The organism is Azospirillum brasilense (genome assembly GCF_008365405.1).
Lineage (GTDB): Bacteria > Pseudomonadota > Alphaproteobacteria > Azospirillales > Azospirillaceae > Azospirillum > Azospirillum brasilense_D.
Genome location: NZ_QOKV01000023.1, coordinates 50,536 through 74,894, shown reverse-complemented (window position 1 = coordinate 74,894; position 24,359 = coordinate 50,536). Strand labels below are relative to the sequence as shown.

Annotated in this window: 24 protein-coding genes; 13 read left to right on the top strand and 11 right to left on the bottom strand. The window is 69.5% G+C overall.

The window, feature by feature from the left end:
* The first annotated feature begins 13 nt into the window (after window positions 1-13).
* Both DS837_RS26325 and DS837_RS26320 read left to right on the top strand, forming a co-directional pair.
* Window positions 14-2,671 (top strand): DUF2339 domain-containing protein, encoded by a 2,658-nt coding sequence (locus DS837_RS26325; protein WP_149167441.1) that lies wholly within the window; start codon window positions 14-16, stop codon window positions 2,669-2,671.
* Between the two features lie 89 nt (window positions 2,672-2,760).
* Window positions 2,761-4,068: a hydroxyacid-oxoacid transhydrogenase gene (locus DS837_RS26320; protein ID WP_149167440.1), complete on the top strand. Its 1,308-nt coding sequence runs from the start codon at window positions 2,761-2,763 to the stop codon at window positions 4,066-4,068.
* 51 nt (window positions 4,069-4,119) lie between these two features.
* On the opposite strand, the gene DS837_RS26315 is transcribed toward DS837_RS26320, so the two are convergent.
* Both DS837_RS26315 and DS837_RS26310 read right to left on the bottom strand, forming a co-directional pair.
* Window positions 4,120-4,893 (bottom strand): phage tail protein, encoded by a 774-nt coding sequence (locus DS837_RS26315; protein WP_149167439.1) that lies wholly within the window; start codon window positions 4,891-4,893, stop codon window positions 4,120-4,122.
* Window positions 4,894-4,938: 45 nt separating this feature from the next.
* Window positions 4,939-5,712: a phage tail protein gene (locus DS837_RS26310; RefSeq protein ID WP_149167438.1), complete on the bottom strand. Its 774-nt coding sequence runs from the start codon at window positions 5,710-5,712 to the stop codon at window positions 4,939-4,941.
* Window positions 5,713-6,045: 333 nt separating this feature from the next.
* Between DS837_RS26310 and DS837_RS26305 the strand changes: the two genes are divergently transcribed.
* Both DS837_RS26305 and DS837_RS26300 read left to right on the top strand, forming a co-directional pair.
* Entirely contained in the window at window positions 6,046-7,122 is a 1,077-nt protein-coding gene (locus tag DS837_RS26305) for a CgeB family protein (RefSeq protein ID WP_149167437.1), read from the top strand.
* 401 nt (window positions 7,123-7,523) lie between these two features.
* On the top strand, window positions 7,524-8,606 hold the full coding sequence (locus DS837_RS26300) for a glycosyltransferase (RefSeq protein ID WP_170295984.1): 1,083 nt from the start codon (window positions 7,524-7,526) through the stop codon (window positions 8,604-8,606).
* An 11-nt stretch (window positions 8,607-8,617) separates the two neighbouring features.
* Here the strand turns inward: DS837_RS26300 and DS837_RS26295 are convergent, their stop codons facing one another.
* Complete coding sequence (locus tag DS837_RS26295) at window positions 8,618-9,730, bottom strand: GNAT family N-acetyltransferase (protein WP_149167435.1); 1,113 nt, start codon at window positions 9,728-9,730, stop codon at window positions 8,618-8,620.
* Window positions 9,731-9,828: 98 nt separating this feature from the next.
* On the opposite strand from DS837_RS26295, the gene DS837_RS26290 reads away from it, so the two are divergent.
* Complete coding sequence (locus tag DS837_RS26290) at window positions 9,829-10,320, top strand: GNAT family N-acetyltransferase (RefSeq protein WP_149167434.1); 492 nt, start codon at window positions 9,829-9,831, stop codon at window positions 10,318-10,320.
* 121 nt (window positions 10,321-10,441) lie between these two features.
* Here the strand turns inward: DS837_RS26290 and DS837_RS26285 are convergent, their stop codons facing one another.
* Both DS837_RS26285 and DS837_RS26280 read right to left on the bottom strand, forming a co-directional pair.
* Window positions 10,442-10,657, bottom strand: coding sequence for a hypothetical protein (locus tag DS837_RS26285; RefSeq protein ID WP_149167433.1), 216 nt, complete (start codon window positions 10,655-10,657; stop codon window positions 10,442-10,444).
* Between the two features lie 369 nt (window positions 10,658-11,026).
* On the bottom strand, window positions 11,027-11,281 hold the full coding sequence (locus tag DS837_RS26280) for a hypothetical protein (RefSeq protein ID WP_149167432.1): 255 nt from the start codon (window positions 11,279-11,281) through the stop codon (window positions 11,027-11,029).
* A gap of 220 nt (window positions 11,282-11,501) precedes the next feature.
* Between DS837_RS26280 and fumC the strand changes: the two genes are divergently transcribed.
* The 4 genes from fumC (at window position 11,502) to DS837_RS32195 (ending at window position 14,258) form a co-directional block, all read left to right on the top strand.
* Window positions 11,502-12,902 (top strand): class II fumarate hydratase, encoded by a 1,401-nt coding sequence (gene fumC / locus DS837_RS26275; protein ID WP_149167431.1) that lies wholly within the window; start codon window positions 11,502-11,504, stop codon window positions 12,900-12,902.
* Between the two features lie 19 nt (window positions 12,903-12,921).
* Window positions 12,922-13,125, top strand: coding sequence for a ribbon-helix-helix domain-containing protein (locus DS837_RS26270; protein WP_149167430.1), 204 nt, complete (start codon window positions 12,922-12,924; stop codon window positions 13,123-13,125).
* 101 nt (window positions 13,126-13,226) lie between these two features.
* The gene (locus tag DS837_RS26265; RefSeq protein ID WP_149167429.1) at window positions 13,227-13,940 is read left to right on the top strand and encodes a DUF599 domain-containing protein; all 714 of its coding nucleotides are present in this window, start codon (window positions 13,227-13,229) and stop codon (window positions 13,938-13,940) included.
* 141 nt (window positions 13,941-14,081) lie between these two features.
* Window positions 14,082-14,258 carry a hypothetical protein gene (locus DS837_RS32195; RefSeq protein WP_170295983.1) on the top strand — a complete coding sequence of 59 codons (177 nt, stop codon included), beginning with the start codon at window positions 14,082-14,084 and terminating at the stop codon, window positions 14,256-14,258.
* A gap of 55 nt (window positions 14,259-14,313) precedes the next feature.
* On the opposite strand, the gene DS837_RS26260 is transcribed toward DS837_RS32195, so the two are convergent.
* The 4 genes from DS837_RS26260 to DS837_RS26245 form a co-directional block, all read right to left on the bottom strand.
* Window positions 14,314-16,029, bottom strand: a complete 1,716-nt coding sequence (locus DS837_RS26260; RefSeq protein ID WP_170295982.1) for a sensor domain-containing phosphodiesterase — start codon at window positions 16,027-16,029, stop codon at window positions 14,314-14,316.
* Window positions 16,030-16,303: 274 nt separating this feature from the next.
* Window positions 16,304-17,386: a 5-(carboxyamino)imidazole ribonucleotide synthase gene (locus DS837_RS26255; protein WP_149167428.1), complete on the bottom strand. Its 1,083-nt coding sequence runs from the start codon at window positions 17,384-17,386 to the stop codon at window positions 16,304-16,306.
* Between the two features lie 3 nt (window positions 17,387-17,389).
* Window positions 17,390-17,857: a 5-(carboxyamino)imidazole ribonucleotide mutase gene (purE, locus tag DS837_RS26250; RefSeq protein WP_145628644.1), complete on the bottom strand. Its 468-nt coding sequence runs from the start codon at window positions 17,855-17,857 to the stop codon at window positions 17,390-17,392.
* Between the two features lie 162 nt (window positions 17,858-18,019).
* Complete coding sequence (locus tag DS837_RS26245) at window positions 18,020-18,205, bottom strand: YdcH family protein (RefSeq protein ID WP_014239909.1); 186 nt, start codon at window positions 18,203-18,205, stop codon at window positions 18,020-18,022.
* A gap of 216 nt (window positions 18,206-18,421) precedes the next feature.
* Here DS837_RS26245 and DS837_RS26240 point away from each other — a divergent pair, with 216 nt between their 5' ends.
* The 3 genes from DS837_RS26240 to DS837_RS26230 are packed head-to-tail and all read left to right on the top strand — an operon-like array spanning window position 18,422 to window position 20,596.
* Window positions 18,422-19,507, top strand: a complete 1,086-nt coding sequence (locus tag DS837_RS26240) for an ATP-dependent 6-phosphofructokinase (protein WP_145679549.1) — start codon at window positions 18,422-18,424, stop codon at window positions 19,505-19,507.
* 29 nt (window positions 19,508-19,536) lie between these two features.
* Window positions 19,537-19,995, top strand: coding sequence for a TIGR02444 family protein (locus DS837_RS26235; RefSeq protein ID WP_149167427.1), 459 nt, complete (start codon window positions 19,537-19,539; stop codon window positions 19,993-19,995).
* A 13-nt stretch (window positions 19,996-20,008) separates the two neighbouring features.
* On the top strand, window positions 20,009-20,596 hold the full coding sequence (locus DS837_RS26230) for a GNAT family N-acetyltransferase (RefSeq protein ID WP_149167426.1): 588 nt from the start codon (window positions 20,009-20,011) through the stop codon (window positions 20,594-20,596).
* On the opposite strand, the gene DS837_RS26225 is transcribed toward DS837_RS26230, so the two are convergent.
* Complete coding sequence (locus DS837_RS26225) at window positions 20,580-20,990, bottom strand: hypothetical protein (RefSeq protein ID WP_247890139.1); 411 nt, start codon at window positions 20,988-20,990, stop codon at window positions 20,580-20,582. The genes DS837_RS26230 and DS837_RS26225 overlap by 17 nt on opposite strands.
* 198 nt (window positions 20,991-21,188) lie before the next feature.
* Between DS837_RS26225 and DS837_RS26220 the strand changes: the two genes are divergently transcribed.
* Complete coding sequence (locus tag DS837_RS26220; protein WP_149167424.1) at window positions 21,189-22,955, top strand: tetratricopeptide repeat protein; 1,767 nt, start codon at window positions 21,189-21,191, stop codon at window positions 22,953-22,955.
* Here DS837_RS26220 and DS837_RS26215 read toward each other — a convergent pair.
* Window positions 22,945-24,315 carry a flagellar hook-basal body complex protein gene (locus tag DS837_RS26215; protein WP_149167423.1) on the bottom strand — a complete coding sequence of 457 codons (1,371 nt, stop codon included), beginning with the start codon at window positions 24,313-24,315 and terminating at the stop codon, window positions 22,945-22,947. The genes DS837_RS26220 and DS837_RS26215 overlap by 11 nt on opposite strands.
* Window positions 24,316-24,359: the final 44 nt, after the last annotated feature.

Sequence of the window (24,359 nt, the reverse complement as noted above, 5' to 3'; positions counted from 1 at the left end):
GGGACGGTCGGGCATGGACGTCATTCTTCTGGTGCTGATCGGGGCCATCGTCGCCCACCGATTCAACCGCCGGCTGACGGCGCAGGAGCGCGAGATCGCCCGGCTGCGGCAGGCGCTGGAGCGGATGCAGGGTCCGGCGACGGTTGACGCCGCGCCGGTCGAGGCTCCGGTCGCGGACACCGCCGTCATGGTGGAGGCTCCGCCGGAGCCGCCGCCGATCCAAGCGTCGCCGATCCAGCCGCCGCCGAAACCCTCTCCACCCCCGCTGTCCGTGTGGAGCCGGCTGGAGGACGCGCTGGCCGGGCGCTGGCTGATCTGGCTGGGCGGGGCCACGGTCGCCCTGGCGGCGGCCTTTTTCATCAAGATGTCGATCGAGCAGGGCTGGCTCGGCCCCGGCGTGCGCGTCACGCTCGGCCTGCTCTCCGCCGCGGCGCTGATGGTCGGCGGGGAATGGCTGCGCCAGCGCGGCGGAGGGGCGGAGCCGGGTGGGCGCGATCCAGTGCCGCCGGCCCTGACCGCGGCCGGGCTGTTCACCGGTTTCGCCAGCGTCTATGGCGGCTATGTGCTCTACGACCTGTTCGCCCCGCCGGTGGCCTTCGCGCTGCTCGGCGGGCTGGCGGCGCTGGGGATGGCGCTGTCATTGCTCCAAGGGCCATACATCGCGGCGCTGGGGCTGCTCGGCGGATTCGCCACGCCGCTGCTGGTTTCGTCCATCGGGGGATCAGCCTGGGGGCTGTTCGCCTATCTGCTGGCCCTGTCCGGCGCCGGGATGACGGTGGTGCTGTGGCGCGGCTGGCGCTGGCTGGGGCTGGGCACGCTGATCGGGGCGGCGGGCTGGGTGCCGGTCTGGTACGTCGGCGGCTGGAACCCCGGCGACGCCCTGCCGGTCGGGATCTATCTGCTGCTGACCGCCGGGCTGTTCCTGATGCCCGCCCTGCTGGCCGGGCCGGTCGAGGCGATGCCGCGCACCACCCTGTTCGACCTGCTGCGCTGGAGGGGGCGCCCGCGCGCCGACCGTCTCGCCGTCGCGGCGGTGGCGGTGCTGGGGCTGCTGATGGCGATGCTCGTCACCGTGGACGGCCACCGCACCGGATCGCTGGTGATGCTGGCCCTGTTCGGGCTGCTCTGTATCGCTGCCGGTCGCCGGGTCGAGCGGATCGCCGGCATAGCCTGGATCGGTGCGCTGGCGGTTCTGCTGGCCTTCGCCGGCTGGACGGTGCCGCGCTGGCCGCTGCCGCCGCCCGCCGTCACCGCCGACGGGCATCCCATCGTTCCATCGCCGGGCGCGGGGTTGCCGTTCCAGTCCGGGCGGTTCCTGTGGGCGGTGGGCGGCTTCGCCCTGCTCTACGGGATGTGCGGCTTCATCGCCCTGTGGCGGTCGACGCGGGCGGCGCTGTGGTCGTCGCTGGCGGCCTGGATGCCGGTGGTGCTTCTGGCGCTCGCCTACTGGCGGTTGGACCCGCCGCAGGCCGACACGCTGTGGCCGGTGGCCAGCCTGGCGCTGGCGGCGCTGCTGGTCGCCGGAACCGGCCCGCTGGCCCGCCACCGCCACCAGCCGGGCGTCGGTCTGGGGCTCGCCGCCTTCGCCGCCGGGGCCGCCGGGGCGCTCAGCCTCGGCGCCGTCATGATGCTGCGCGAGGCGTGGCTGACCGTGGCGCTGGCCGCCCAGGTGCCGGTGCTGGCGTGGCTGGAGCGGCGGATGGGGCTGCGCTCGCTGCGCGCGGTGATCCTGCTGGTGGCCGGCGCCGTCCTGGTCCGGCTGGCGCTTAACCCGTCCGTGCTGGAGTATGGGGAGGACGGGCTCGGCTGGATCGTCTACGGCTACGGCCTGCCGGCGGCGGGCTTCTTCCTGGCCGCCCATTGGCTGCGCTCCGCGCCGGACGGCAGGGGGGATGACGGGGTGGTGGCGCTGCTGGAGGCCGGCGGGCTGGCCTTCGTCACGCTGCTGCTGTCGCTCGCCATTCAGGCGCTGACCCGCGGCACGCTGGACGAGCCGCCCGACACGCTGCGCGAGGTGGCGCTGCACACGCTGGTCTGGCTGGCGCTGGCCCTGCTGCTGGCGACGGGGCGGCGCTGGCGGACGCGGCCGGTGGCGGTGTGGGGGCGGCGCATCCTGGCCGGGCTGGCGGCGCTTCAGGCGGCGGCGCTGCATCTCGTTGCCCTGAATCCGTTGTGGAGCGACGAGGCGGTGGGCGCGTGGCCGGTGGCGAACACGCTGCTGCTCGCCTATGGGCTTCCGGCCCTGCTCGGGCTGCTGTTCCTATGGGTGGAGCCGCTGCCGGCCCGCCTGCGCCCCTGGGTCGCGCTGCTGCCGCTGGCGCTGCTCGGCATGAATCTGGCGCTGGAGATCCGCCACGCCTTCCAGGGACCGGTGCTCTCCGGTCCGGACCTGCCGGACGCCGAATGGTACGGCTATTCCGTCGGCTTCCTGGCGGCGGCGGTGCTGATGCTGGTGGCCGCCCTGCGGTACCGGCTGGGCTGGCTGCGCCACGCCGCGATGGCGCTGATCCTGGCGGTGGTCGCCAAGGTCTTCCTCAGCGACATGGCCGAGCTGGGCGGGCTGTACCGCGTCGCCTCCTTCCTCGGGCTGGGGCTGAGCCTGATCGGCGTCGGCTATCTCTACCGGCGGCTCCAGAGCGCTGCGCCGGAGGGAGGGCAAACAATCGCCTGAGCGAACGGTCGGGTTGACAGCCGCCCCCCTCCCGCGCTCCGATGGTGGGCAACCAATCCAGAAAAGCAAAACCAGGGAGGCCCGCAGCCATGACCAGCCCCATCGCCCATCCCATCCTGCCCAACGGCGACAGCGGCTTCACGGTGGAGGCCGCGTCGATGAAGTTCGGCCGCGGCATGCTGGCGGAGGCGGGGAACGACGCCAAGGCCATGGGCATGCGCCGGGTGGCCCTGTTCACCGACCCCCATGTCGCCGGGATCGCGCCCTTCGCGGCGGCGCTTGAGTCGCTGAAGGCGGCGGGGCTGGACGTTGCCGTCTTCGACCGATGCGCGGTGGAGCCGACCAGCGCGTCCTTCCTGGAGGCGGCGGATTTCGCCCGCGACGGCCGGTTCGACGGCTATATCTCCATCGGCGGCGGGTCGGTGATCGACACGGCCAAGGCGGCCAACCTCTACGCCACCCACCCGGCGGACTTCCTCGCCTACGTCAACAAGCCGCTGGGCGAGGGGCGCCCGGTGCCCGGCCCGGTCAAGCCGCACATCGCCTGCCCGACGACCTGCGGCACCGGCAGCGAGACGACCGGCGTCGCCATCTTCGACCATGTGGAGATGCGGGTGAAGACGGGCATCTCCTCCCGCTACCTGCGGCCGAATCTGGCGCTGGTCGACCCGGCGACCATCGACAGCCTGCCGCCGGGCGTCATCGCCTCCACCGGCTTCGACGTGCTGACCCACGCCATCGAGAGCCACACCGCGCGGTCCTACCGCTCCCGCCCCAAGCCCGACGCGGCCAACCCGCGCCCGCCCTACCAGGGCGCCAACCCCTGGTCGGACATCGGCAGCCTTCAGGCGATCCGGCTCGGCGGGCAGTATCTGGAGCGCGCCGTCAACGACCCGGCGGACGAGGAGGCGCGCGACGCCCTGATGTTCGCGGCGACGCTGGCCGGGCTGGCCTTCGGCAACGCGGGGGTGCACATCCCGCACGCCATGTCCTACTCGGTCGCCGGAATGAACCACCGCTTCACGGCGCGGGGCTACGAGAAGGCAAACCCGATGGTGCCGCACGGCATCTCGGTGGTGCTGAACGCCCCGGCCGCCTTCCGCTTCACCGGCTCCGCCGAGCCCGAGCGCCATCTGCGCGCCGCCGAGGCGCTGGGGGCGGAGGTGCGGGACGTGTCCCCGGCGGACGGCGGCGCCGTTCTGGCCGCCCGGCTGATCGCCATGATGCGCGCCACCCATCTGCCGAACGGCCTGTCGGCGCTGGGCTACGGCGCGGCCGACATTCCGGATCTGGTGCGAGGCGCGATGGCCCAGCAACGGCTGCTGACCATCGCTCCCCGCCCGGTGACGGAGGAGGATCTGCGCGGGCTCTACGCCGACGCCATGACCTATTGGTGAGCGCACCGGCAGGTGGCCTCATCCCGCGGGACGAGGCCACCCGCAACGATGTTACGGACGGTTCGGGTACAGCCCCTGGGTCGCGATGCAGACGGTCTGCCCGATCGCCGGAGACTGGGTGGAAACCTTCTGGGTGGCGCCGGCCGACGCGGGTGCGACGGCCACGGTGCCGCCGGTGATGCCGGTGTTGGGAATCGTGACGGTGCCGCTGGCCGTTCCGGCGACGCTGGCGGCCGTGCTCGGCGCCGGGCCGCTGGTGTTGTACGGTCCGATGATGGTGCTGCCGGCGCCGCCGTCGTCGACCGAGGTGCCACCGAGATAGACGGTGCCCGAGGTCGGGGCCGACACCGGGCTGCCGCCGGTGGTGATGGGCAGGCTGACGGTGCCGGTGAAGGGAACGGTGGTCGAGCCGCCCGAGCCGCCGCCGGTGCCGGTGAAGGTGGCGGTGTGGGTGTGCGGCTGCAGCGGGACCTGCGCCGCCGACAGCAGAAGCTCCTGCTGGCCGACCTTGGCGCCGATGGCGATGTTCGCCAGCCCGGGGCCGGTGCCGGACCCGATGGCGGCGCGGCCGCGCAGGTCGGGGATGCCGAAGAGATCCGCGTTGTTGCCGCCGTAGCGGTAGCCGATCAGGGCGAACAGTGCCTGGTTCTCGCGGACCGTCAGCGTGCGGCCGTCGGCCACCACATAGCCCTGCGGGCACCAGTCGAACGAGTAGGTGCAGATGGTGCCGATGTACGGTTCCACGTTGCAGGCGGCGGCGGGGGTGCTGAACAGAGCCAGGCCGCTGGTCATCGCAAAGGCGGCGGAGAGAAGAGTCTTGCGCATGATGTGTCCTCGGCGTTGAAAGGGGGCTTTTGTGGCAGCAACCCGTTACGGACGGTTCGGGTACAGGCCATTGGCTACGATGCAGATGGTCTGGCCAATCGCCGGGGACTGGGTGGAGACCTTCTGGGTGGCGCCGGCCGACGCGGGCGCGACGGCCACGGTGCCGCCGGTGATGCCGGTGTTGGGAATCGTGACGGTGCCGCTGGCCGTTCCGGCGACGCTGGCGGCCGTGCTCGGCGCCGGGCCGCTGGTGTTGTACGGTCCGATGATGGTGCTGCCGGCGCCGCCGTCGTCGATCGAGGTGCCACCGAGATAGACGGTGCCCGAGGTCGGGGCCGACACCGGGCTGCCGCCGCTGGTGATGGGAAGGCTGACGGTGCCGGTGAAGGGAACGGTGGTCGAGCCGCCCGACCCGCCGCCGGTGCCGGTGAAGGTGGCGGTGTGGGTGTGCGGCTGCAGCGGGACCTGCGCCGCCGACAGCAGAAGCTCCTGCTGGCCGACCTTGGCGCCGATGGCGATGTTCGCCAGCCCGGGGCCGGTGCCGGACCCGATGGCGGCGCGGCCGCGCAGGTCGGGGATGCCGAAGATGTCCGCGTTGTTGCCGCCGTAGCGGTAGCCGACCAGGGAGAACAGCGCCTGATATTCGCGGACCGCCAGCGTCCGGCCATCGGCCGGGATGTAATTGCGGGGGCACCAGTCGAACGCGAAGGTGCAGACGGTGCCGATGTACGCCTCGTCGTTGCAGGCGGCGGCGGGGGTGCTGAACAGAGCCATCCCGCTTGCCATCGCAAGCGCGGCGGTGAAAAGAGCCTTGCGCATGATGTGTCCTTCGCGTTGGGATTGTTTTTTGAGTTTTGACGACGGGTTGTCACACAAGTGAATGATTTTCTTTTTTCACGAATTTATTATCTCATATCCCTCTTAGGTGGTTAAACGACATTTTTATACAAATTCGTTCATAGTTGGGTCCGGTCTGTAATCGACACGCAAAGGGTGTGGCGTCGGCAGGAGAGCGGCAGGTCGGCCGGCCGGGGGCCCCTGGGGCACCCCCTCCGCGCGGGTCCGGCGCCCGGAACACGATCGGACGGAGCACGTTGTTCCGGAAGGGCCATCGGGATGGAGGCTCGGGGGCGGAGGCATGGCGCCAACATCATGAAAATCATCATCTTCGGACAGTCCATCAGCTCCTCCTGGAGCAACGGGCACGCCACCCTGTGGCGGGGGCTGGTCAAGGCCCTGGCGCGGCGCGGCAACCGCGTCGTCTTCCTGGAGCGCGACACACCCGAGCGCGCGGAGCACCGCGACCTGTGGGACATCCCCGGCGGGGAGCTTCTCCTCTACGACCGCTGGGAGGATGTGGCGGCGGCGGCGCAGCGTCACGCCGACGAGGCGGACGTCGCGATGGTGACCTCCGGTTGTGCGGACGGAGCGGCGGCCTCCCACCTCGTGCTGGGGTCGAAGGCGCAACGCACGGTCTATTACGACCTCGACACGCACATCACCCTGTCCCGTTCCGAAACGGGGGAGCGGCCGGCCTATCTGCCACCGGAGGGGCTGGGCGGATTCGACACCGTGCTGAGCAGCACCGGTGGGCAGGCGCTGGAGGCGCTGAAGACGCAATTGGGCGCGCGGTTCGTGGCACCGCTCTACGCCTGGGTCGACCCGGACCTGCACCGTCCCGCCGATCCGGTACGGCGCTATCTCGGCGACCTCTGCCACCTCGGCGCCTGGGTCGAGGACCGGCGGGCGGCGCTGGAAGCGCTGTTCATCGAGCCGGCCCGGCGGCTGGGACGGCGGCGCTTCTTCCTGGCCGGCGGCGGCTATCCGGACGACGCGTCCTGGGGGGCCAACATCCAGCGTGTCCGGCATCTGCCGCCGGCGGAGCACGCGGCCTTCTTCTGCTCCTCCACCCTGACGCTGAACGTGACGCGCCAGCCCCTGAAGGCGATGGGCTGGTGCCCGTCCGTCCGGCTGTTCGAGGCGGCGGCCTGCGGTGTTCCGGTGATCTCCGACGAATGGGAGGGGATCGGCGCCTTCTTCGAGCCGGGACGCGACATCCTGGTCGCGCGGGAAACCGACGACGTGACCACGGCGTTGATGCTGCCGCGCGGCCATCTCGCCACGCTGGCCCAGCGCGCGCGGTCGCGCGTTCTGGAGGAGCACACGGCGGAACGGCGGGTGCGGGAATTGCGCTCCATCCTCGACATCAAGGGGGGCGGCGATGATTGATCCGACGTTCCCCGGTTGCCCGGCTTGCCTCTGTTGGAAGTAAGCCGCCCTGGGCGTCCTGACCGTCCGGTCGGGTTCCCGGTTCCGAGGTCGGCAACCCGGTGCAGGACGGCTATCCCTTCCGCGAGTCGATCCACTTCCAATACCCCGGTTACCGGCGACGCATTTTCGTAGAAAACAATAACAGGGCAATGGCAACAGGACTGTCCCGATTCCGGCTTTTCTCCGGGCCGCCAAGATGTCGGAGAGAAAGAAGAGCGTGCGTCAGACAATAAGTTCCAATGAATAACACCACAGGGACATGGGATGAACGAAGCGGTGATGCGCAGGAACAGGCCGGCTGGAAAACGTCACCCGAGCGTCGGCGCCCCTTCGGGCCTTCGTTTTCTGGAGGCGGCACGATGGGATTGACCATCCTCACGGTGGCGTCGCCTTTCGCCCCGGTCGGTGCCGATCCGGAGAACGAAGGCACGGCCGAGCAGGTGGCCGGCGCCATCGACGCCGCCCTGGTCCGCGCCGGGCACCGCTCGGTCGTCATCGCGCCGGAGGATTCGGCGGTGGCGGGAACGCTGATCCCGCTGGCGCGCGTCCATGGCGGGGCCCATGGGCAGGCGCCGGACGAGCGGGCGCAGGCCGCCGTTCTGAGGCGGGTCGCCACCGTGGTCGCCAAGGCGGTGGAGGATCATGCGCCGGATCTCGTCCACCTCCATGTCCGTGACTTCGACATCCTGCTGCCGCCGCAGGACGTTCCGGTCCTGGCGACGCTCTACCAGCCGCTGGACCGCTACCGGCCGGAAGCGCTGACGTCCCCGCGGCCGAACCTGCACCTCCAGCCGGTGTCCGCCGCGCAGGTGCGCGGGGCTTCGCCCGGCCTGACGTTCCTGTCGCCGCTGGAGATCGGTGTGGCGGTGGACCGCCTGCACATCCGCGTGCCAAAGCGCCGCTTCGCCGTCTGCCTGGGCGACATCGAGCCGGAAATGGGTTTCCACATCGCGCTGGACGCGGCGCGGCAGATCGACATGCAGCTTCTTCTCTGCGGCGGCCTGTCCCGCGGCGCGGAGGAGCAGCGCTACCTTCAGGAAGAGATCCGGCCCCGGCTGGACCCCAAGCGCCGCTTCCTCGGGCGGATCGGCTTTGGGCGCAAGCGCTGGATGCTGGGGGCGGCGCGCTGCCTGCTGGCGCCCAGCCTGATGTCGGAGCCGACCCCCGTCGCGGCGCTGGAGGCGCTGGCCTGCGGCACCCCGGTGGTGGCGTTCCCGACCGGCGCCCTGGCCGACCTCGTGGAGCCTGGCGTCACCGGTTTCCTGGTCAAGGACGCCGAGGAGATGGCCCGCGCCATCGAGGACTGCGAGGGCTTGGACCCCGACGCCTGCCGCGCCGTCGCCCGCGCCCGCTACTCGCTGGATGGCATGACGGAACGTTATCTGGCGCGGTTCGAGGAGTTGGTCGCGGGACGTCCGGCGGCAGCGGCGGGGGTGGCGTAGCGCCCCTTCCTTTACGGCTTGGCTCCATAGAGCCTGGCCATCGACACCTGGTCGGCCAGCCGCCCGTCGATCAGGCTGTGGCGGCGGGCCACCGCCTCCTCCTCGAAGCCATGCTTGGCGTAGAAGCGCCGGGCGCGGCTGTTGTGGCCGAACACCCAGAGCGACAGCCGGTGCAGCCGCCGCGCCTGCGCCCAGAGCTCCGCCGCGACGATCAAGCGTCCGCCGACGCCCTGCGCCCAGAAGTCCCGGCGCACCGCCAGCCCCAGACCGGCCTCGTGCGCGGTGCGGGCGTAGGCGCCGGTCCACAGTGACAGCGACCCGGCGATGGTGCCGTCCGCGACGGCCAGCAGGGTGGCTGTCCGGTCGCCGATCCTCTGTTCGGCAAGGAAGCGCCGGGCCGCCGCGACATCCGGCAGGGATTCGGCGGCGCTGCGCATCAGGAAGTGGGTTTCGCTCCGCACCGCGCGGTCGTAGGCGAGGTAGGCGGCGGCGTCCGCGGGCAGGGCGGGGCGGATTTCCAACCGCCCGATCCGCGCCTGGAATGGCGCTTCGACGGTCAGGCCGGGCATCGGGACCGGCCATTCGGGAACGCCCTCCGCCCCGAGGACCTTGCCCATCAGCCGCTCGCTGCGCCACGCGCCGTTGACGCGCAGAACGTCGCGCATCAGCCCCTCGTCGAGAAAGCCGAGCCGTTCGTAAAGGGACAGGGCGCGGCTGTTGCTCTCGGCCACGGTGAGTTCCAGCCGGTGCGCGCCGGTCCGCCGCGCCCAGGTCTCCGCCGCGGCGAACAGCGCGGTGGCGACGCCGCGCCCGTTCCAATCGCGCCGCACGCCCACCGCCAAGGTCACCGCGCCGCGGTTGCGGCGGAACCGCCCGCCATGGGCGCTGAGATAGCCGACGAGGTCCGCGGAATGGTTGCCGACAGCCTCGGCGACGAAGATGGTGGAGTTGCCGGACGCCTGGAAGGCGGCGAGGTCGCGCGCCCAGAAGGGCCGCTCGCCGGGCTCGCGCAGGAGAAAATCGCTTTCCGCGTCGATCCGCGCGACCAGAGCCAGCAGGGCGTGGCGCTCGCCGGGCCGGGCTTCGCGGACGGAAAAGCCGCCGATGGTCTGGATGTCCCGCATGGCGCGCAGCCTAGGCCCACCGCCGGCGGATGGCAAAGCGGTTGTTGCCGTGTGGCCGGCGCGGCTATCGTCGCGCCATCGTGAGATCTGGAGTTGCCATGCCCACCGTGACCGTCCGTCCGGCCGTCGAGGCCGATTGCCCGACCATTCTCCGCTTCGTCCGGGAACTCGCCGCGTTCGAAAACGAGCCCCACGCCGTGAAGGCGAGCGAGGCGGACTTCCGGCGCGACGGCTGGGGCGAGCGTCCGGTGTTCGAGGCGCTGATCGCCGAACTGGACGGGGAGCCCGTCGGCTTCGCGCTGTGCTTCCGCAACTATTCCACCTGGGAAGGGCGGGCTGGCCTGTTCGTGGAGGATCTCTACGTCACCCCGCAAGCGCGGCGCTATGGCGTTGGCCGGAAGCTGCTGGCGACGGTGGCGAAACTGGCGGCCGAGCGGGGCTGTCGCCGTGTCGACCTGAATGTGCTGCACTGGAACCCGGCACGCGATTTCTATCTGCGCATCGGCTTCAAACAGATGGAGGAGTGGCTTCCCTACCGTCTCACCGGCGATGCGATCGCCGCATTGGCCGCGCAGGCGGATGAGGCTTGAGGGAACGTAAGTATCGGACTGTTCCGGTGGGCTGACGGTCGGGGCTTGTCGACGGCCCCGACCTCATCGCCACCACGCGGTACTTATGCCCGGGTGCTTATGCCCAGGTCGTCCGGGACCCTCAGGCGGCCTTGACCGGCATCGCGGCGTTCAGCAGGTCCAGGTAGCCGGACCGCTCCTCGCGCAGGGTGGACAGCAGGTCGGCAAGGCTTTCGCGGACGAAGGGGTCGTTCTGGCCGTCGATCCGGTTCAGCGCCAGCTGGATGAACTCATCGACCAGGGCGATGTGAACGCGAGAGGACGAGGTAATCTGTTCGGTGGTGGTGGCGATCAGCATTTTAAAACTCCGTTTTGTCTTGTGTGTTCGTGATGTCTCTATTTGGCCATGTCCCGGTTAACGACTTACTAACGGGGCCTCCGCCGGGCTGGTGTCTTGAGGGGTAATCCCGTGACCGACAAATATAGGGGGATTTTACCCGGAAGGATTACCACTTTTCTTGAAATGAGCAGGCGCTTTTCTGAGGCTGTGAGACTTTTCAAGGACTTCCGGCAAAGGTCGTAGCGGCCGAACCGTCATAGGCGGGAGGGAAGCGGAGCCTTAACGGCGGCGTCCGCAAGCCTTAAGCCGCCACGGCGGGACGTTAACAGGCCGTCCCGCCGGGCGGGGTACGTCCTTTGTGGGGCCCGGTGCGCCGGGCGTAGCTCCTTACGCGGCGCGCGGCAGCCGACCCGCGGCGTGGTCGATGCGGTCGGCGCGCTCCAACGCCTGGGCGACCAGATCGTCGAACAGATCGTTGACCAAGGCCAACAGGCGAACCGGTGCGCCGCCAAGCTGCGGCCCTTCCATGAGCAGGGAGCCTTCCTCGCCGGGGCCGACCACGCGCCAGCCCTTCGCCGTCATCTCGGCGACGCGGGTCTTGGCGATGAAGGCGCGGACATGGTCCGTGGCGAAGTCGCTCATTCGAATCTCCCAGGGCTGGAGAGGGGCAGCGGGATGGGGGCGGGATGGGATGCAGGGCCGGTCACGCCGAAACGGTAACGCAGGAAACGGAACGCAACAAGAACAAATTCGGCCGGACCCTTGCCCAAAGGGGATTCCGCGTTGATTCCCCTTGCCCGGCGGGCGATTCGGGAAAAAATTCGCTGACCGGAACGATGTTCGAACCGACGAGGACCTGACCATGACCGGTAAGACCGGGATGCGCACCGAGACCGACAGCTTCGGACCGATCGAGGTTGCCGCCGACCGTTACTGGGGCGCCCAGACGCAGCGCTCGCTGCGCAACTTCCGCATCGGCGGGGAGCGCATGCCGCCGGCGCTGGTGCGCGCGCTCGGCATCCAGAAGAAGGCGTCGGCGCTCGCCAACATGGCGCTGGAGGTGCTCGACCCCCGGCTGGGCCGCGCCATCGTCGAGGCGGCGGAGGAGGTGATCGACGGCACGCTCGCCGATCATTTTCCGCTGGTGGTCTGGCAGACCGGCTCCGGCACCCAGACGAACATGAACGCGAACGAGGTCATCTCCAACCGCGCCATCGAGGCGCTGGGCGGCGAGATGGGGTCGAAGAAGCCGGTCCACCCCAACGACCACGTCAACATGGGGCAGTCGTCCAACGACAGCTTCCCCACCGCCATGCACATCGCCGCGGCCGAGCAGATCCACCACGAGCTTCTGCCGGCGCTGGAGCATCTGCACGCGGCGCTGGCCGCGAAGGCGGCCGAGTTCGCCGACATCGTGAAGATCGGGCGCACCCACCTCCAGGACGCTACGCCGCTGACCCTGGGGCAGGAGTTCTCCGGCTACGCCACCCAGATCGCCTACGGGATCGAGCGGGTGAAGGCGTCGCTGCCGCAGCTCTACCGGCTGGCCCAGGGCGGCACGGCGGTGGGCACCGGGCTGAACGCCAAGACCGGCTTCGCCGAAGCCTTCGCCGAGGAGGTGGCCTCCATCACTGGGCTGCCCTTCGTCACCGCCGAGAACAAGTTCGAGGCGCTGGCGAGCCACGACGCGCTGGTGGACGCGCATGGCAGCCTGAACACACTGGCCGTGTCGCTGATGAAGATCGCCAACGACATCCGCCTGCTCGGCTCCGGCCCGCGCTGCGGCATCGGGGAGATCGCGCTGCCAGAGAACGAGCCGGGCTCCTCCATCATGCCCGGCAAGGTGAATCCCACCCAGTCGGAGGCGATGACCATGGTCTGCGCCCAGGTGATGGGCAACCAGACCACCGTCAGCATCGCCGGCGCCACCGGCCATTTCGAGCTGAACGTCTTCAAGCCGGTGATCGCCTACAACGTGCTGCAGTCAATCCGGTTGCTGGCCGACGCCTGCAACAGCTTCACCGACAACGCCGTCGTCGGCATCGAGGCGAACCGCGAGCGCATCGGCCAATTGCTGAACGAGAGCCTGATGCTGGTCACCGCGCTGAACCCGCACATCGGCTACGACAACGCGGCGACGATCGCCAAGAAGGCCCACAAGGAGGGAACGACTCTGAAACAGGCCGGCGTGGCGCTTGGCCTGCTGACCGAGGAGCAGTTCGATCAGTGGGTCAAGCCGGAAACCATGGTGAAGCCCCGGTGACCGGGGCCGTGCGCCGTCCATGAAAAAGCGCTCCGTCCTCATCGCCGGGCACCCGACCAGCGTCTCCCTGGAAGAGGAATTCTGGGAGGCGCTGAAGGGCCTCGCGCAGGTGCGGGGGATGTCGGTCAACGCGCTGATCGAGGAGATCGATTCGACCCGCAGCGGCAACCTGTCGAGCGCGATCCGGGTCCATGTGCTGAACGCGGTGCAGAGGCGAGGGTAGGGGCGTCCTGCCCCACCGGGGCGCCCCTGGACAGGCGGCGGGGGGACGGCTACACCCTTGCGCCGGACCGACCCCTTCCCCTCGCGCCAGAGTGTCCGCCCGTGACGCCCGACATCACCTTCCTCGACACCGTCGCCTTCCTGTGGTTCCTCGCCTGCTGGGCGGGTTTCACGCTGATCCAGGACCACATGCTGGGCGGGCGCATGGTCGTCAACCAGCATCTCAAGAAGGTGCGCCGCCATTGGATGGAGCGGATGCTGGAGCGCGACAACCGCATCATGGATTCGCAGCTCGTCGGCCACACGATGCAGAGCTGCACCTTCTTCGCCAGCACGAACATGCTGATCCTGGCCGGTCTGGTCGGTGCCTTCGGCGCGGTGGAGAGCGCCCACAAGCTGGTCGGCACGCTGTCCTTCACGGTGCAGACCACGCGCGAGTTCTTCGAGTTGAAGATGCTGCTGCTCGTGGCGATCTTCACCTTCGGCTTCTTCAAATTCACCTGGGCGTTGCGCCAGTACAATTACTGCTGCGCCCTGATCGGCTCCGCACCGCTGCCCCCGGTGCCGGCGGAGGAGAAGACGGCGATGGCCGACAGCATCGCCGCCGCCATGACGCTGGCCGTCAAGGCGCTGAACGGCGGCATGCGCGCCTATTACTTCGCCATGGCGGCGCTGGCCTGGATGCTCGGCCCCTGGTTCTTCATGGTGTCCACCGCGGCGGTCATCGTCGTCCTGACCCGCCGGCAGGGCTTCTCCGCGACGGAAAAGGTCATCCGCGTACAGGTGGATGCGCTTGAGAAGCTCGAGCGGCGATGATGCACGTTTTTGGCGATAAATATGTTAAAATGTTCTAAATCTGCGACGTTATGGCCAATACGCTGCAGCGCAAATTAATGCTTTTGTCATAGCCGCCTGATGAACGCGTGCATTGCAGCACGCCATGTTAAGGGGGCGGCCATGGACATCGACACAGCGGTATCGGTCTTGAATTCGCTGGACGAGGCGGAACGGCTTCTGGCGGAAGTCCGGCTGCATCCGGGGGCCTGCGGTGCCGCCAAGGAGTTCATGGACCGCAACCGCGAGCTTCTCGCCCAGGCACGCCACTGCATCGATGCAGCGCACGAACTGGCTTGATGCCGGCCTGATGCCGGCTTGACGATGGGCGGGAGCGGCCGGTTCCCGCCGCGCGTCAGCCTTTCCGGAGAACCTTGCCGCCTGTACCGGCCATCTTCGCCCAGTCCTTCGCGAAATAGGCGAAGTCGCGGGAGGGGCGGCTGTAGAGGTAGCCCTGCGCCAGCGGCACCCCCAGCTCCGTCAGGAGCTGCGCGTGCTCGGGCCCTTCCACCTGCTCCCCGATCAGCCCCAGCCCCAACTGGCGGCACACGTCCACCATGGACCGCAGCATGGCCATGTCGCGGCCGCTGTCCACGGCGCCGCGGACGAAGTGGCCGTCGATCTTGGCAAAATCCGCCTGGATGCCGTAGAGCGATTGAAAGGAGGTCGATCCGGCCCCGACGTCGTCCAGGCAAATACGAAAACCGGCGGCGCGGAGCTTTTGCAAAACCTCGTTCAACTTGGCGATGTCGGTGACGACGACGGTCTCGGTCACCTCAATCAGCAGCTTGCGGGCAAGCTCGCCATAGGGCTCCGTCACCGCCAGGAACTGGCGCAGGAAAATAGGGCTCATCAGCGTCTTGGCGGACAGGTTGATCGCCACGTCCGGCAGGGTCGGCTCCTTGCGGTGGGCGTGCATGGTGTCCAGCACCGACTGCGTCAGCAGCAGGTCGAAATCGTAGATCAGCCCGACATCCTCGGCGAAGGTGATGAAGTCCGCCGGGGACGGCATGCCCTCCACCCGCGTCAACGCTTCGAGATGATGGACGGTCCGGGTCCCGATATCGACGATGGGCTGGTAGACCACGAAGAAGTCGCGTTTCTCGATGGTCGCGCGCAGCCGGCCGATGCGGTCCACCGCGTCGGACAGCATGCGCTTGGCGCCGTCCTCCAGGCTGGAGATGGTGAACTCGCCGCCCTGGGCGGAGGCGAAGGCCTGCACCGTGTAGACCAGCGCGCGCGCCGCGTCGGCGGGGTCCAGCCGCTCGTCCGACACGTCCAGCGACCAGGTGCGGATGCCGCCGGGCAACTCGCCGCCGGCGCTCTGGATGATCTGGGTGATGTGGGCCTGCACCTCCTGCCCGTCGATGTCCGAGGCGTGGACGACGCCGTAACGGTCGGTGGCCAGTTGCCCGGCGCTGTCGCCGTTGGCGGAGATCGCCCGCAGATAGGCCTCGATCCCCTGCATCACCTCGCTCGCCGCCCCCTCGGGCAGGGCGTCCACCATCGACTGCAGGCCGTCGATCAGCAGCAGGGTCAGGGCGTTGTCCAGCCCCTTCTCCCGCGCCTTGATGATGCGGTCCTCCAGGATGTGGCTGAAGGCGTTGCCGTCGAGAAGCTGGCCCGCCGCGGCGAGCGCCTCGTTCGTGTTGCGCGGGCCGGAGGCCAACAGCACGGTCAGGAACAGCGACCCGGGGCAGGAGTCGAGCCGGCAGCCGCCGAGCAGCGCCGGAAAGCGGTTGCCGTCGCAGCCCTGGAAGACGACGCGCGCCGGCTTGATGCGGCCCTTGTCCTGGATGCGCTTGAACAAAACGGTGACGTATTTGCGGTCGTTCGGCGCCACGACGTCGAGCAGGCTGGTGCCGACCAAGCCGGCCACGTCCCCTTCGGTCAGGCGGCAGCGCGCGCCCGCGCAGAACAGAATGCTTCCGCGCCCATCCGTCTCGATCAGCAAATCCGCCGCGGCGAAAGCGAAACCGACGAAGCGGTCACGCTCGCGGTGCGACGGGCGTCGGACCTGCGCGTTGGTCTGCGGCACCGGGCGTCTGATCGAGTCATGCGCAAGCTGCATCGGCAATAGCCCGAAATTGAGAAAAAGTTTATCGAATTGCGTTCATTCATTGAGTGGAGACTAGCCGTGTTCCCGCCGTGAAAAAAGCGGCAAGATTCACCGCGTCATTCCAAACAAAATATCGGAACCTAGAATTTTCAATGATTTAAAGAGAAATGTGGTTTTGAGCCGCGCCGGATTATCGCACCCGACGCGAGAAAAAACGACGGCGGGCCGTTTCCGAACAGGAAACGACCCGCCGCGGCGGTCGGACGGAGGGAATCGACCGGAAGGGTCAGGAGCGGGGACGGAGCCGGGTCACATGGCCCATCTTGCGGCCGGGACGGGACTCCGCCTTGCCGTAGAGGTGCAGGCGGGCGCCGGGCTCGGCCATCAACTCCGGCCAACGGTCCGCGTCGGCGCCGATCAGGTTCTCCATCTCGGCGTCGGCCACCCGCTCCACCGAGCCCAGCGGCAGGCCGCAGACGGCGCGGACGAACTGCTCGAACTGGCAGGAGTGGCAGGCGTCCATGGTCCAGTGGCCGGAGTTGTGCGGGCGCGGGGCCATCTCATTGACCAGCACGCCGCCATCCGGAGTCACGAACATCTCGACCGCCAGCACGCCGACGAGGTCCAGCGCCTCGGCGATCCGGCGGGCGACCCGCTCGGCCTCGGCCGCCGTCTCCGCCGCAACGCGGGCCGGGGCGATGGTCCTGTCGAGGATGCCGTCCTTGTGCCGGTTCTCCACGGCGGGGTAGGCGGCCATGCTGCCGTCCAGCCCGCGGGCGACGATCACCGACACCTCGCAGGTGAAGGAGACGAAGCCCTCCACGATGCCGGCGTCGGAACGGATGGCCGCCCAGGCCTCCGCCGGGTCGCTGCCCGGTTCGATCCGCGCCTGCCCCTTGCCGTCATAGCCGAGGCGGGTGGATTTCAGGATGCAGCGCGGGCCGATCTCCGCCACCGCCTTCGCCACCTCGTCGGCGCTGCGCGCGGCGCGCCAGGGGGCGGTGCCGATGCCCAGCGCGTTGACGAAGGACTTCTCCTCCACCCGGTCCTGGGCGACCGACAGAACCTTGCCGCCGGGATGGACGGGGGTGAAGCGGCCGAGATGCTCGACCACGGCGACCGGGACGTTCTCCCATTCCAGCGTCACCACGTCGACGGAGCGGGCGAAGGCCTCCAGCGCGTCGAGGTCGTCCCAGCCGGCGGAGGTGACGGCCGCCGCGACCTGGGCGCAGGGGCTGCCCTCCGATCCCGGCGCGTAGACGTGCGTCTTGTAGCCCAGCCGGGCGGCGGCGAGCGCGGTCATGCGGCCGAGCTGGCCGTCGCCCAGCATGCCGATGGTCGAACCGGGCGAAAGAATGCGGTGGGCCATGGCTCAGGCGGGCTCGTCGACGGGGGCTTCGGCGACGGCGGCGGTCTGTCGGGCGCGCCAGGCGTCCAGCGCCTCGGCCACCTGCGGGTCCATCAGGGCGATGACCGATCCGGCGAGCAAGGCTGCGTTGATCGCGCCGGCCTTGCCGATGGCCAGCGTGCCCACCGGAACGCCGCCGGGCATCTGGACGATCGACAGCAGGCTGTCCATGCCCTTCAGCGCGTGGCTTTCCACCGGGACGCCGAAGACGGGCAGGGGGGTCATGGAGGCGGCCATGCCCGGCAGGTGGGCGGCGCCGCCGGCCCCGGCGATGACCACCTTCAGGCCGCGGTCGCGGGCGGTGGTGGCATACTCGACGAGGCGCTGCGGGGTGCGGTGGGCGGAGACGATCCGGACCTCGTGCGGGACGCCGAGCGCGGTCAGCGTCTCGGCGGCGTGCTTCATGGTGGTCCAGTCCGACTGGCTGCCCATGATGATGCCGACCAGCGGCTTGCGGTCGGTGGTGGCGGCGATGGATGCGGACACGGCGCGCGCTTTCCTCTAGGTCCGGAAAGCGGCGCATTATAGAAAGCGCGCGCGCGGAGTCCAGCGCGACGCGCGACGCCGGGCCATGTTCCCCGCCGAAAAGCCGCCTCAGGCGATGATGTCGGGCAGCATGCGACTTTCCAGGACCATGATCTGGTCCTTGAGCGCGAGTTTGCGCTTCTTCAGACGTTGCATCTGAAGCTGGTCGAACGGCGCACGTTCGTGCAGTCGGGCGATCACGTCGTCGAGGTCGCGATGCTCGCTGCGAAGCGTGGCCAGTTTTTCCTTCAGCATCTCTTGTTCGTTCATACGCGCGGGGCCCGCTGGCTGAGCGGCGGGGACTATACCAGATTTCCGCCGCAACGGCAGTGCGAAACCACGCATTCTTCGCAGGGTTATAATCCGGTCGCCGGAATGTAATATACTCGGAGGACCAGAACCATTGCGGTGGAGCAACGTTCTGGTATGACTACCTTTCGCAGCGGTTCCAGACGACACGGGACAGTCTCCATGACAGCAGGCAAGCGCATCGGCATTCTCACCAGCGGCGGCGACTGCGCCGGGCTGAACGCGGTCATCCGCGCGGTGGTCCACCGGGCCGTCCTGACCTACGGCTGGCAGGTCCTGGGCATCAAGGAAGGCACCCAAGGGTTGCTGCAGCGTCCGGTGCAGTATCAGGTGCTCGACCTGCCGCAGGTCGACGGCAACATGATGCGCATGGGCGGCACGATCCTCGGCACGACCAACCGCGGCGACCCCTTCGCCTACCCGATGGCCGACGGCACGCAGAAGGACCGGTCGGACGAGATCATCGGCGGCTACCGCGAACTGGGGCTGGACGCCCTGATCGGCATCGGCGGCGACGGCAGCTTCGCCATCCTGAAGAAGCTGGCCGACAAGGGCGGCTTCCAGATGGTCGGCATCCCCAAGACCATCGACAACGATCTCGGCCTGACCGAGGTGTCGGTCGGCTACGACACCGCCGTCGGCGTGGCGGTCGAGGCGCTCGACCGGCTCCAGCCGACCGCGGCCAGCCACGCCCGCGTCATGGTGCTGGAGGTGATGGGCCGCGACGCCGGCCACATCGCGCTGGCCGCGGGCATCGCCGGCGGCGCCGACGTGGTGCTGATCCCCGAGATCGCCTATTCCATCGAGAAGATCGCCCAGAAGATCAAGCAGGTGCGCTCGACCGGCCGCAACTTCGCCCTGGTCGTGGTGTCGGAGGCGGTGAAGACCGTGGACGGCACCGGCGTGCAGAAGCTGTTCCAGGGCGGCCAGAAGCGCTACGGCGGCATCGGCGACTACATCGGCGAGAAGATCGCCGACGCGACGGGGGCGGAAACCCGCGTCACCGTCCTGGGTCACGTCCAGCGCGGCAGCATGCCCAGCCCGCGCGACCGTCTGGTCGCCTCGGCCTTCGGCGTGCACGCCGTGGACCTGATCGCGGAGGGCAAGTTCGACCGCATGGTCGCCTGGTCGGACCGCGGCGTCATCGACGTGCCGATCACCGACGCCATCGCCAAATACGCCTGCGTGGAGCTGGACGGCGCCATGGTCAAGACCGCACGCGGCCTGGGCATCAGCCTGGGCGACTGAGCGGGGGCTTCGGGGAGGCAGGCGCGGCGATGTCGGAAAACCCGCTCTGGGACTTCGCGCTCGCCGTCTACGGACGGCCCGGCGTGCCCGCCGCCTGCCTCGACCTTCAGGACCGGCTCGGCCAGGACGTGAACCTTCTGCTGTTCGCCGCCTGGGCGGGCATGGCCTGCAACGCCGACCTGCCGGTGGAGGAGCTGGCGCGGATCGACTCCGCGGTCGCCCCCTGGCGGGCCGAGGTGGTCCGCCCGTTGCGCGCCGTCCGCCGCCGGGCGAAGGGGGAGGACGACGCCCTCTACCGACGCCTGAAGGCCACGGAGTTGGAGGCGGAGCGCGTCCAGCAGAACCGCCTCTTCGCCTTGTCCGGGCTCACGCCCAGGCCGGGGGGCGGCGTCGCGCTGGCCGCGGCCAACCTCTACCGGCTGGTGCCGGAGGGCGACCCGGCGCTGATGACGCTGCTGGCGGCGCTCGGCACGCCGCCCGAGCCCTGACGGAACCGGTGCGATGGCGCCGCTTGTCACCCTCACCTCTTCCCGTCTGATCCTGCGTCCTTGGCGCGGCGGGGACGCCGACGCCTTTCACGCGCTGTCGCAAAATCCCGCGGTGATGGAGCATCTGCTGCCGCTTCCCGACCGCGCGGCCAGCGATGCGGTGATCCGGCGCATCGGCGAGCATTTCGACCGGCATGGCTTCGGCTTCTGGGCGGTGGAGCGACCCGGCCACAGCCCCTTCATCGGCTTCGTCGGGCTGGCCCGCGTGACGTGGGAGGCGCCCTTCGCCCCCGCCGTGGAGGTGGGGTGGCGGCTCGACCCCGACCATTGGGGGCAGGGGCTGGCGACCGAGGCCGCCGCGCTGGCGCTGGCCCACGGGTTCGGTGCGGTCGGTCTCGACGAGATCGTGGCCTTCACCGTGCCGGCGAACCGGCGGTCGCGGCGGGTCATGGAGCGGCTGGGGATGGAGCGCGACGCGGCGGCCGACTTCGACCACCCCCGCGTTCCCGACGGTCACCGCCTGAAGCGGCATGTCCTCTACCGCATCGGGCGCGACCGCTGGCGGGATGGAATCAGCGCGGGTGTCAGCGGACCAGGATGAGGCTGTTGCGGTCGCCCGTCTCGTCGGACACCTGGAAGGGCTTGCCGACGTAGAAGGCCTGGCAGCGCTTGCCGCCGGACAGGCGGGTCAGTCCGGCTTCCCACTCCTGGCCGCGCGGGCCGAGGATGCGCAGTTTCAACTGGTCGAGCAGCGGGAAGATCTGATAGCCCTCGAGGTCCAGCGGCTCCCCCTTCGTGGCGAAGGCCTCCTGGTTCAGCGTGAGGGTCTTGCCGTTGAGGTCCAGCTTGACATCCTGCGCCCACGGGCAGCCGCCGCCGGCGGGCTTGTCGCTGGCCGCGGCCGGTTCCACGGTCAGGACCGCCGGGACGAGGGCACAGGTCAAGGCGAGCGCGCAGATGTTCACGGTGCTTTTCATCGGCAAGGTGCTTTTCATGGGCGGGACTTGGTCCTCGCGCTGAATACCCCGGTATGCTTCGGGGCGATGAATGCAGCATAATTTTAGCAAAAGTGAAATGCAACGCAGGGCTTCTCGTGGGTGGGTTGCGGGAACGGCAGGACTTGTGACCAATCCGTCAGCGACCCCGCCTGTTTCACCGGCCTCCGGTACCCCTCACACCCTCGGGCACCTCCCATGGCGACGATCATCGAGGCCCTTCTGGCCGCCATCGACCATCACCAGTCAGGCCGTCTGGCCGAGGCGGCGACGCTCTATGGGCGAATTCTGGAGGCCGACCCCGAACAACCCGACGCCGCGCAGTTCCTGGGCGTGCTCCACGCGCAGACGGGCCGTCCAGCGGAAGGGGAACGCCTGCTCCGCCGGTCGCTGGCGCTGCGCCCCGACTCGGCGGGCGCGCAATCGAATTTGGCTGGCGCGCTTCAGACCATGGGTGACGCGGCGGGGGCGGAGGCCGGCTATGCCCGCGCCCTGCGGCTGGACCCGTTGCTGGCCGACGCCCACGCCAGCCGGGCCGGCGCTCTGCGCGATCTGAACCGGGTGCCGGAGGCCGCCCGCTCGGCGCGGCGGGCGCTGGCGCTGCTCCCCGCCTCGGCGGAAGCCTTGGTGAACCTCGCCGAAACGGCCCTGGCCGGACAGCGGGCGGAGGAGGCGGAGCGCGCCGCCCGTCGTGCCGCCGCGCTGGCGCCGGGGTCGCCGGCGGCCCTGATGATGCTCGGCTCCGCCTGTACGGCGCAGAAGCGCTGGGACGAGGCGGAGGCCGCCTACCGGGGGGCGCTGGACCTCGCCCGCGGCTATGGCGCGGCGTGGGGAAATCTGGGGTCGCTGCTCGCCGGGCAGGGCCGCTTCGACGAGGCGCTGGAGGCCTTTGCCACGGCCGAGAGGCACGGCTTTTCCGGCCCGTCCCTGTGGGCGGCGCGCGGTGGTGCGCTGCTCGCCATGGCCCGGCCGATGGAGGCTCTGGCCGACTTCGACCGGGTGCTGGAGGCGCGCCCCGGTGACGCCGGGATGCGCTGGAACCGCGGCTTCGCCCGGCTGCTGGCCGGGGATTGCGAGGGTGGCTGGCCGGAGTTCGACTGGCGCCGCCACGACGCACGGGCGGAACCACCCTGGCGCCGCTTCGCCCAGCCCACCTGGACCGGCGGCGACATCGCCGGGCGCACCATCCTGCTCTACGCCGAGCAGGGGTTGGGCGACACCCTGCAGTTCGTCCGCTACGTCCCGTTGGTGGCGGGGCGCGGGGCGCGGGTGATCCTGGAGGTTCAACGGCCCTTGATGAGCGTCCTGTCGGGTCTGCCGGGGGTGGAGCGGCTGATCGCCCGCGGCGACCCGCTTCCGGATTTCGATCTGGAATGCCCGCTGATGAGCTTGCCGCGCGCCTTCGGCACGAAGCTGGACGACGTGCCCGCTGCCGTGCCCTATCTGCGCCCCGACCCGCAACGCGCCGCCGCCTGGAGCGGTCGGCTGGCGGATGGGCAGGGGCTGCGGGTTGGGCTGGTCTGGGCGGGAAACCCACGCTTTCCCGGCGACGCGCTGCGTTCGCCCCGGCTGGCCGGGCTGCGGCCCGTTCTGGATGTGCCGGGCGTGCGCTTCTACGGGCTTCAGAAGGGACCGGGACGGGAGGATCTGGAGCGGGGGGACATGCCGCCGTCCTTCACGGACCTTGGGCCGGACATCGCCGATTTCGCCGACACCGCCGCGATCATGGCCAATCTCGACCTCGTGATCTCCTCCTGCACCGGGCCGGCGCATCTGGCCGGGGCGCTGGGGGTGCCGGTCTGGGTGGTTCTGCCGTTCTCGCCGGACTGGCGCTGGCTGCTGGGGCGGGACAACAGCCCCTGGTATCCGTCCGCCCGGCTGTTCCGCCAGACGCGCGTCGGCGACTGGGCGGAGGTGGCCGGCCGCGTCGCCGATGCGCTGCGTGCCGCGGCTCTTACGACTTGAGCGTGATCGTCGTCGTGGTCATCTCGTCGGCGGTGGACACCAGCTTGGAGGCGGCGGAGTAGGTGCGCTGCGCCTGGATCAGCGTGGTGAACTGCTCCTCGATCTTGACGTTGGAGCCCTCGACGCTGGCCGTGCTCAGCGACGCCCCGACGGTCTTCGGCGCGCTGGTGCCGGTCTCGTTGGTCAGGTTGCCGAAGGAGTTCAGGCGGATGGCGCCCGAATTGGCGCTGGTCCGGAACATGGTGCCGGACACGCTTTCCAGATCGGTCGGGTTGATCACCGTCGCGTCGGGGATGCGGTAGATATAGCGCTGCTTACCGCCCTGGAAGTTGGCGGCGACGAAGCCGTCCTCGGTCAGCTCCGCCCCCTGATAGGTGCCGGCGCGGATGCCGTTGTTGCCCTGGACGATTCCCAGATCCATGCCGGCGATGGTGGTGATGGAGTTGGTCATCTTCCCGTAGGAACCGAGATCCAACGTCGTCTGGGCGAAGTCGCCGCCGGGATTCAGGGTCAGGGTCGCCGGGCTGCCGGTGGGGCCGCCGGTCAGCGTGCCGTTGCGGGCGAAGTTCAGCGTGCCGAGCGATTGCCAGGTGGTGGGGTCGTTCACGTTGCCGTTGCCCACCGGTTTGCCGTCGGCGCCGATGACGCCGGCGTTGAAGACCTGCCACGTCGAGGTGCCGTCCTCCGCCTGCCCGGTCTTCACGAACCGCAGGGCCATCGCCCCGTCGGCGCCGTTCTTGTCCACCATGTTCAGAACGACGCCGGTGGTGTTCGCCGTGGTGATCGGACCGGTCACCGGCTCCTGGTCGTAGGGCAGGTTGAGATTCAGCGACGCCTGGGTCGAGGCTTCGCGGTAGTCCTGCAACCCGCTCAGCGAGACCGGAGTCATGCTGCTCAGGCTGCCGAAGGAGCCGGTGCCGCTGGCAGGGTCGAGCTTGAACCCCATCAGCGCCTTGCCGGCGCCGTTCACCAGACGGCCCTCCTTGTCGGGAGAGAAGTCGCCGGACCGCGTCAGGAAGACCGAATCGTCGCTCGTCCGGGTGGCGGTCGCGGTCGTGCCGGTCTGGGCATCCAGATCCTGGACGAGGAAGAAGCCGTTGCCGACGATGGCCGCGTTGGTGGTGACGCCGGTCTGGGTGACGGTGCCGCCGCTGTGGTCCAGACGCTCGAAGGCACGCACACCGTTGCCGGGGTCCTTGTTGCCGGTGCGGTCGCCCAGCACGAAGTCGGCAAACTGGGTTTCCGACGCCTTGAAGCCGGACGTTGAGGCGTTCGCGATGTTGTTCGAAATGGTGCCCAGGGCGCGGTTCTGCGCCGTCAGCCCGAGAACGCCATTGTTGAAGATCGTGGTGATGCCCATGGTCCGGCCGCCTCATTCCCGTCGACGCGCGTCCGCCGGAACGC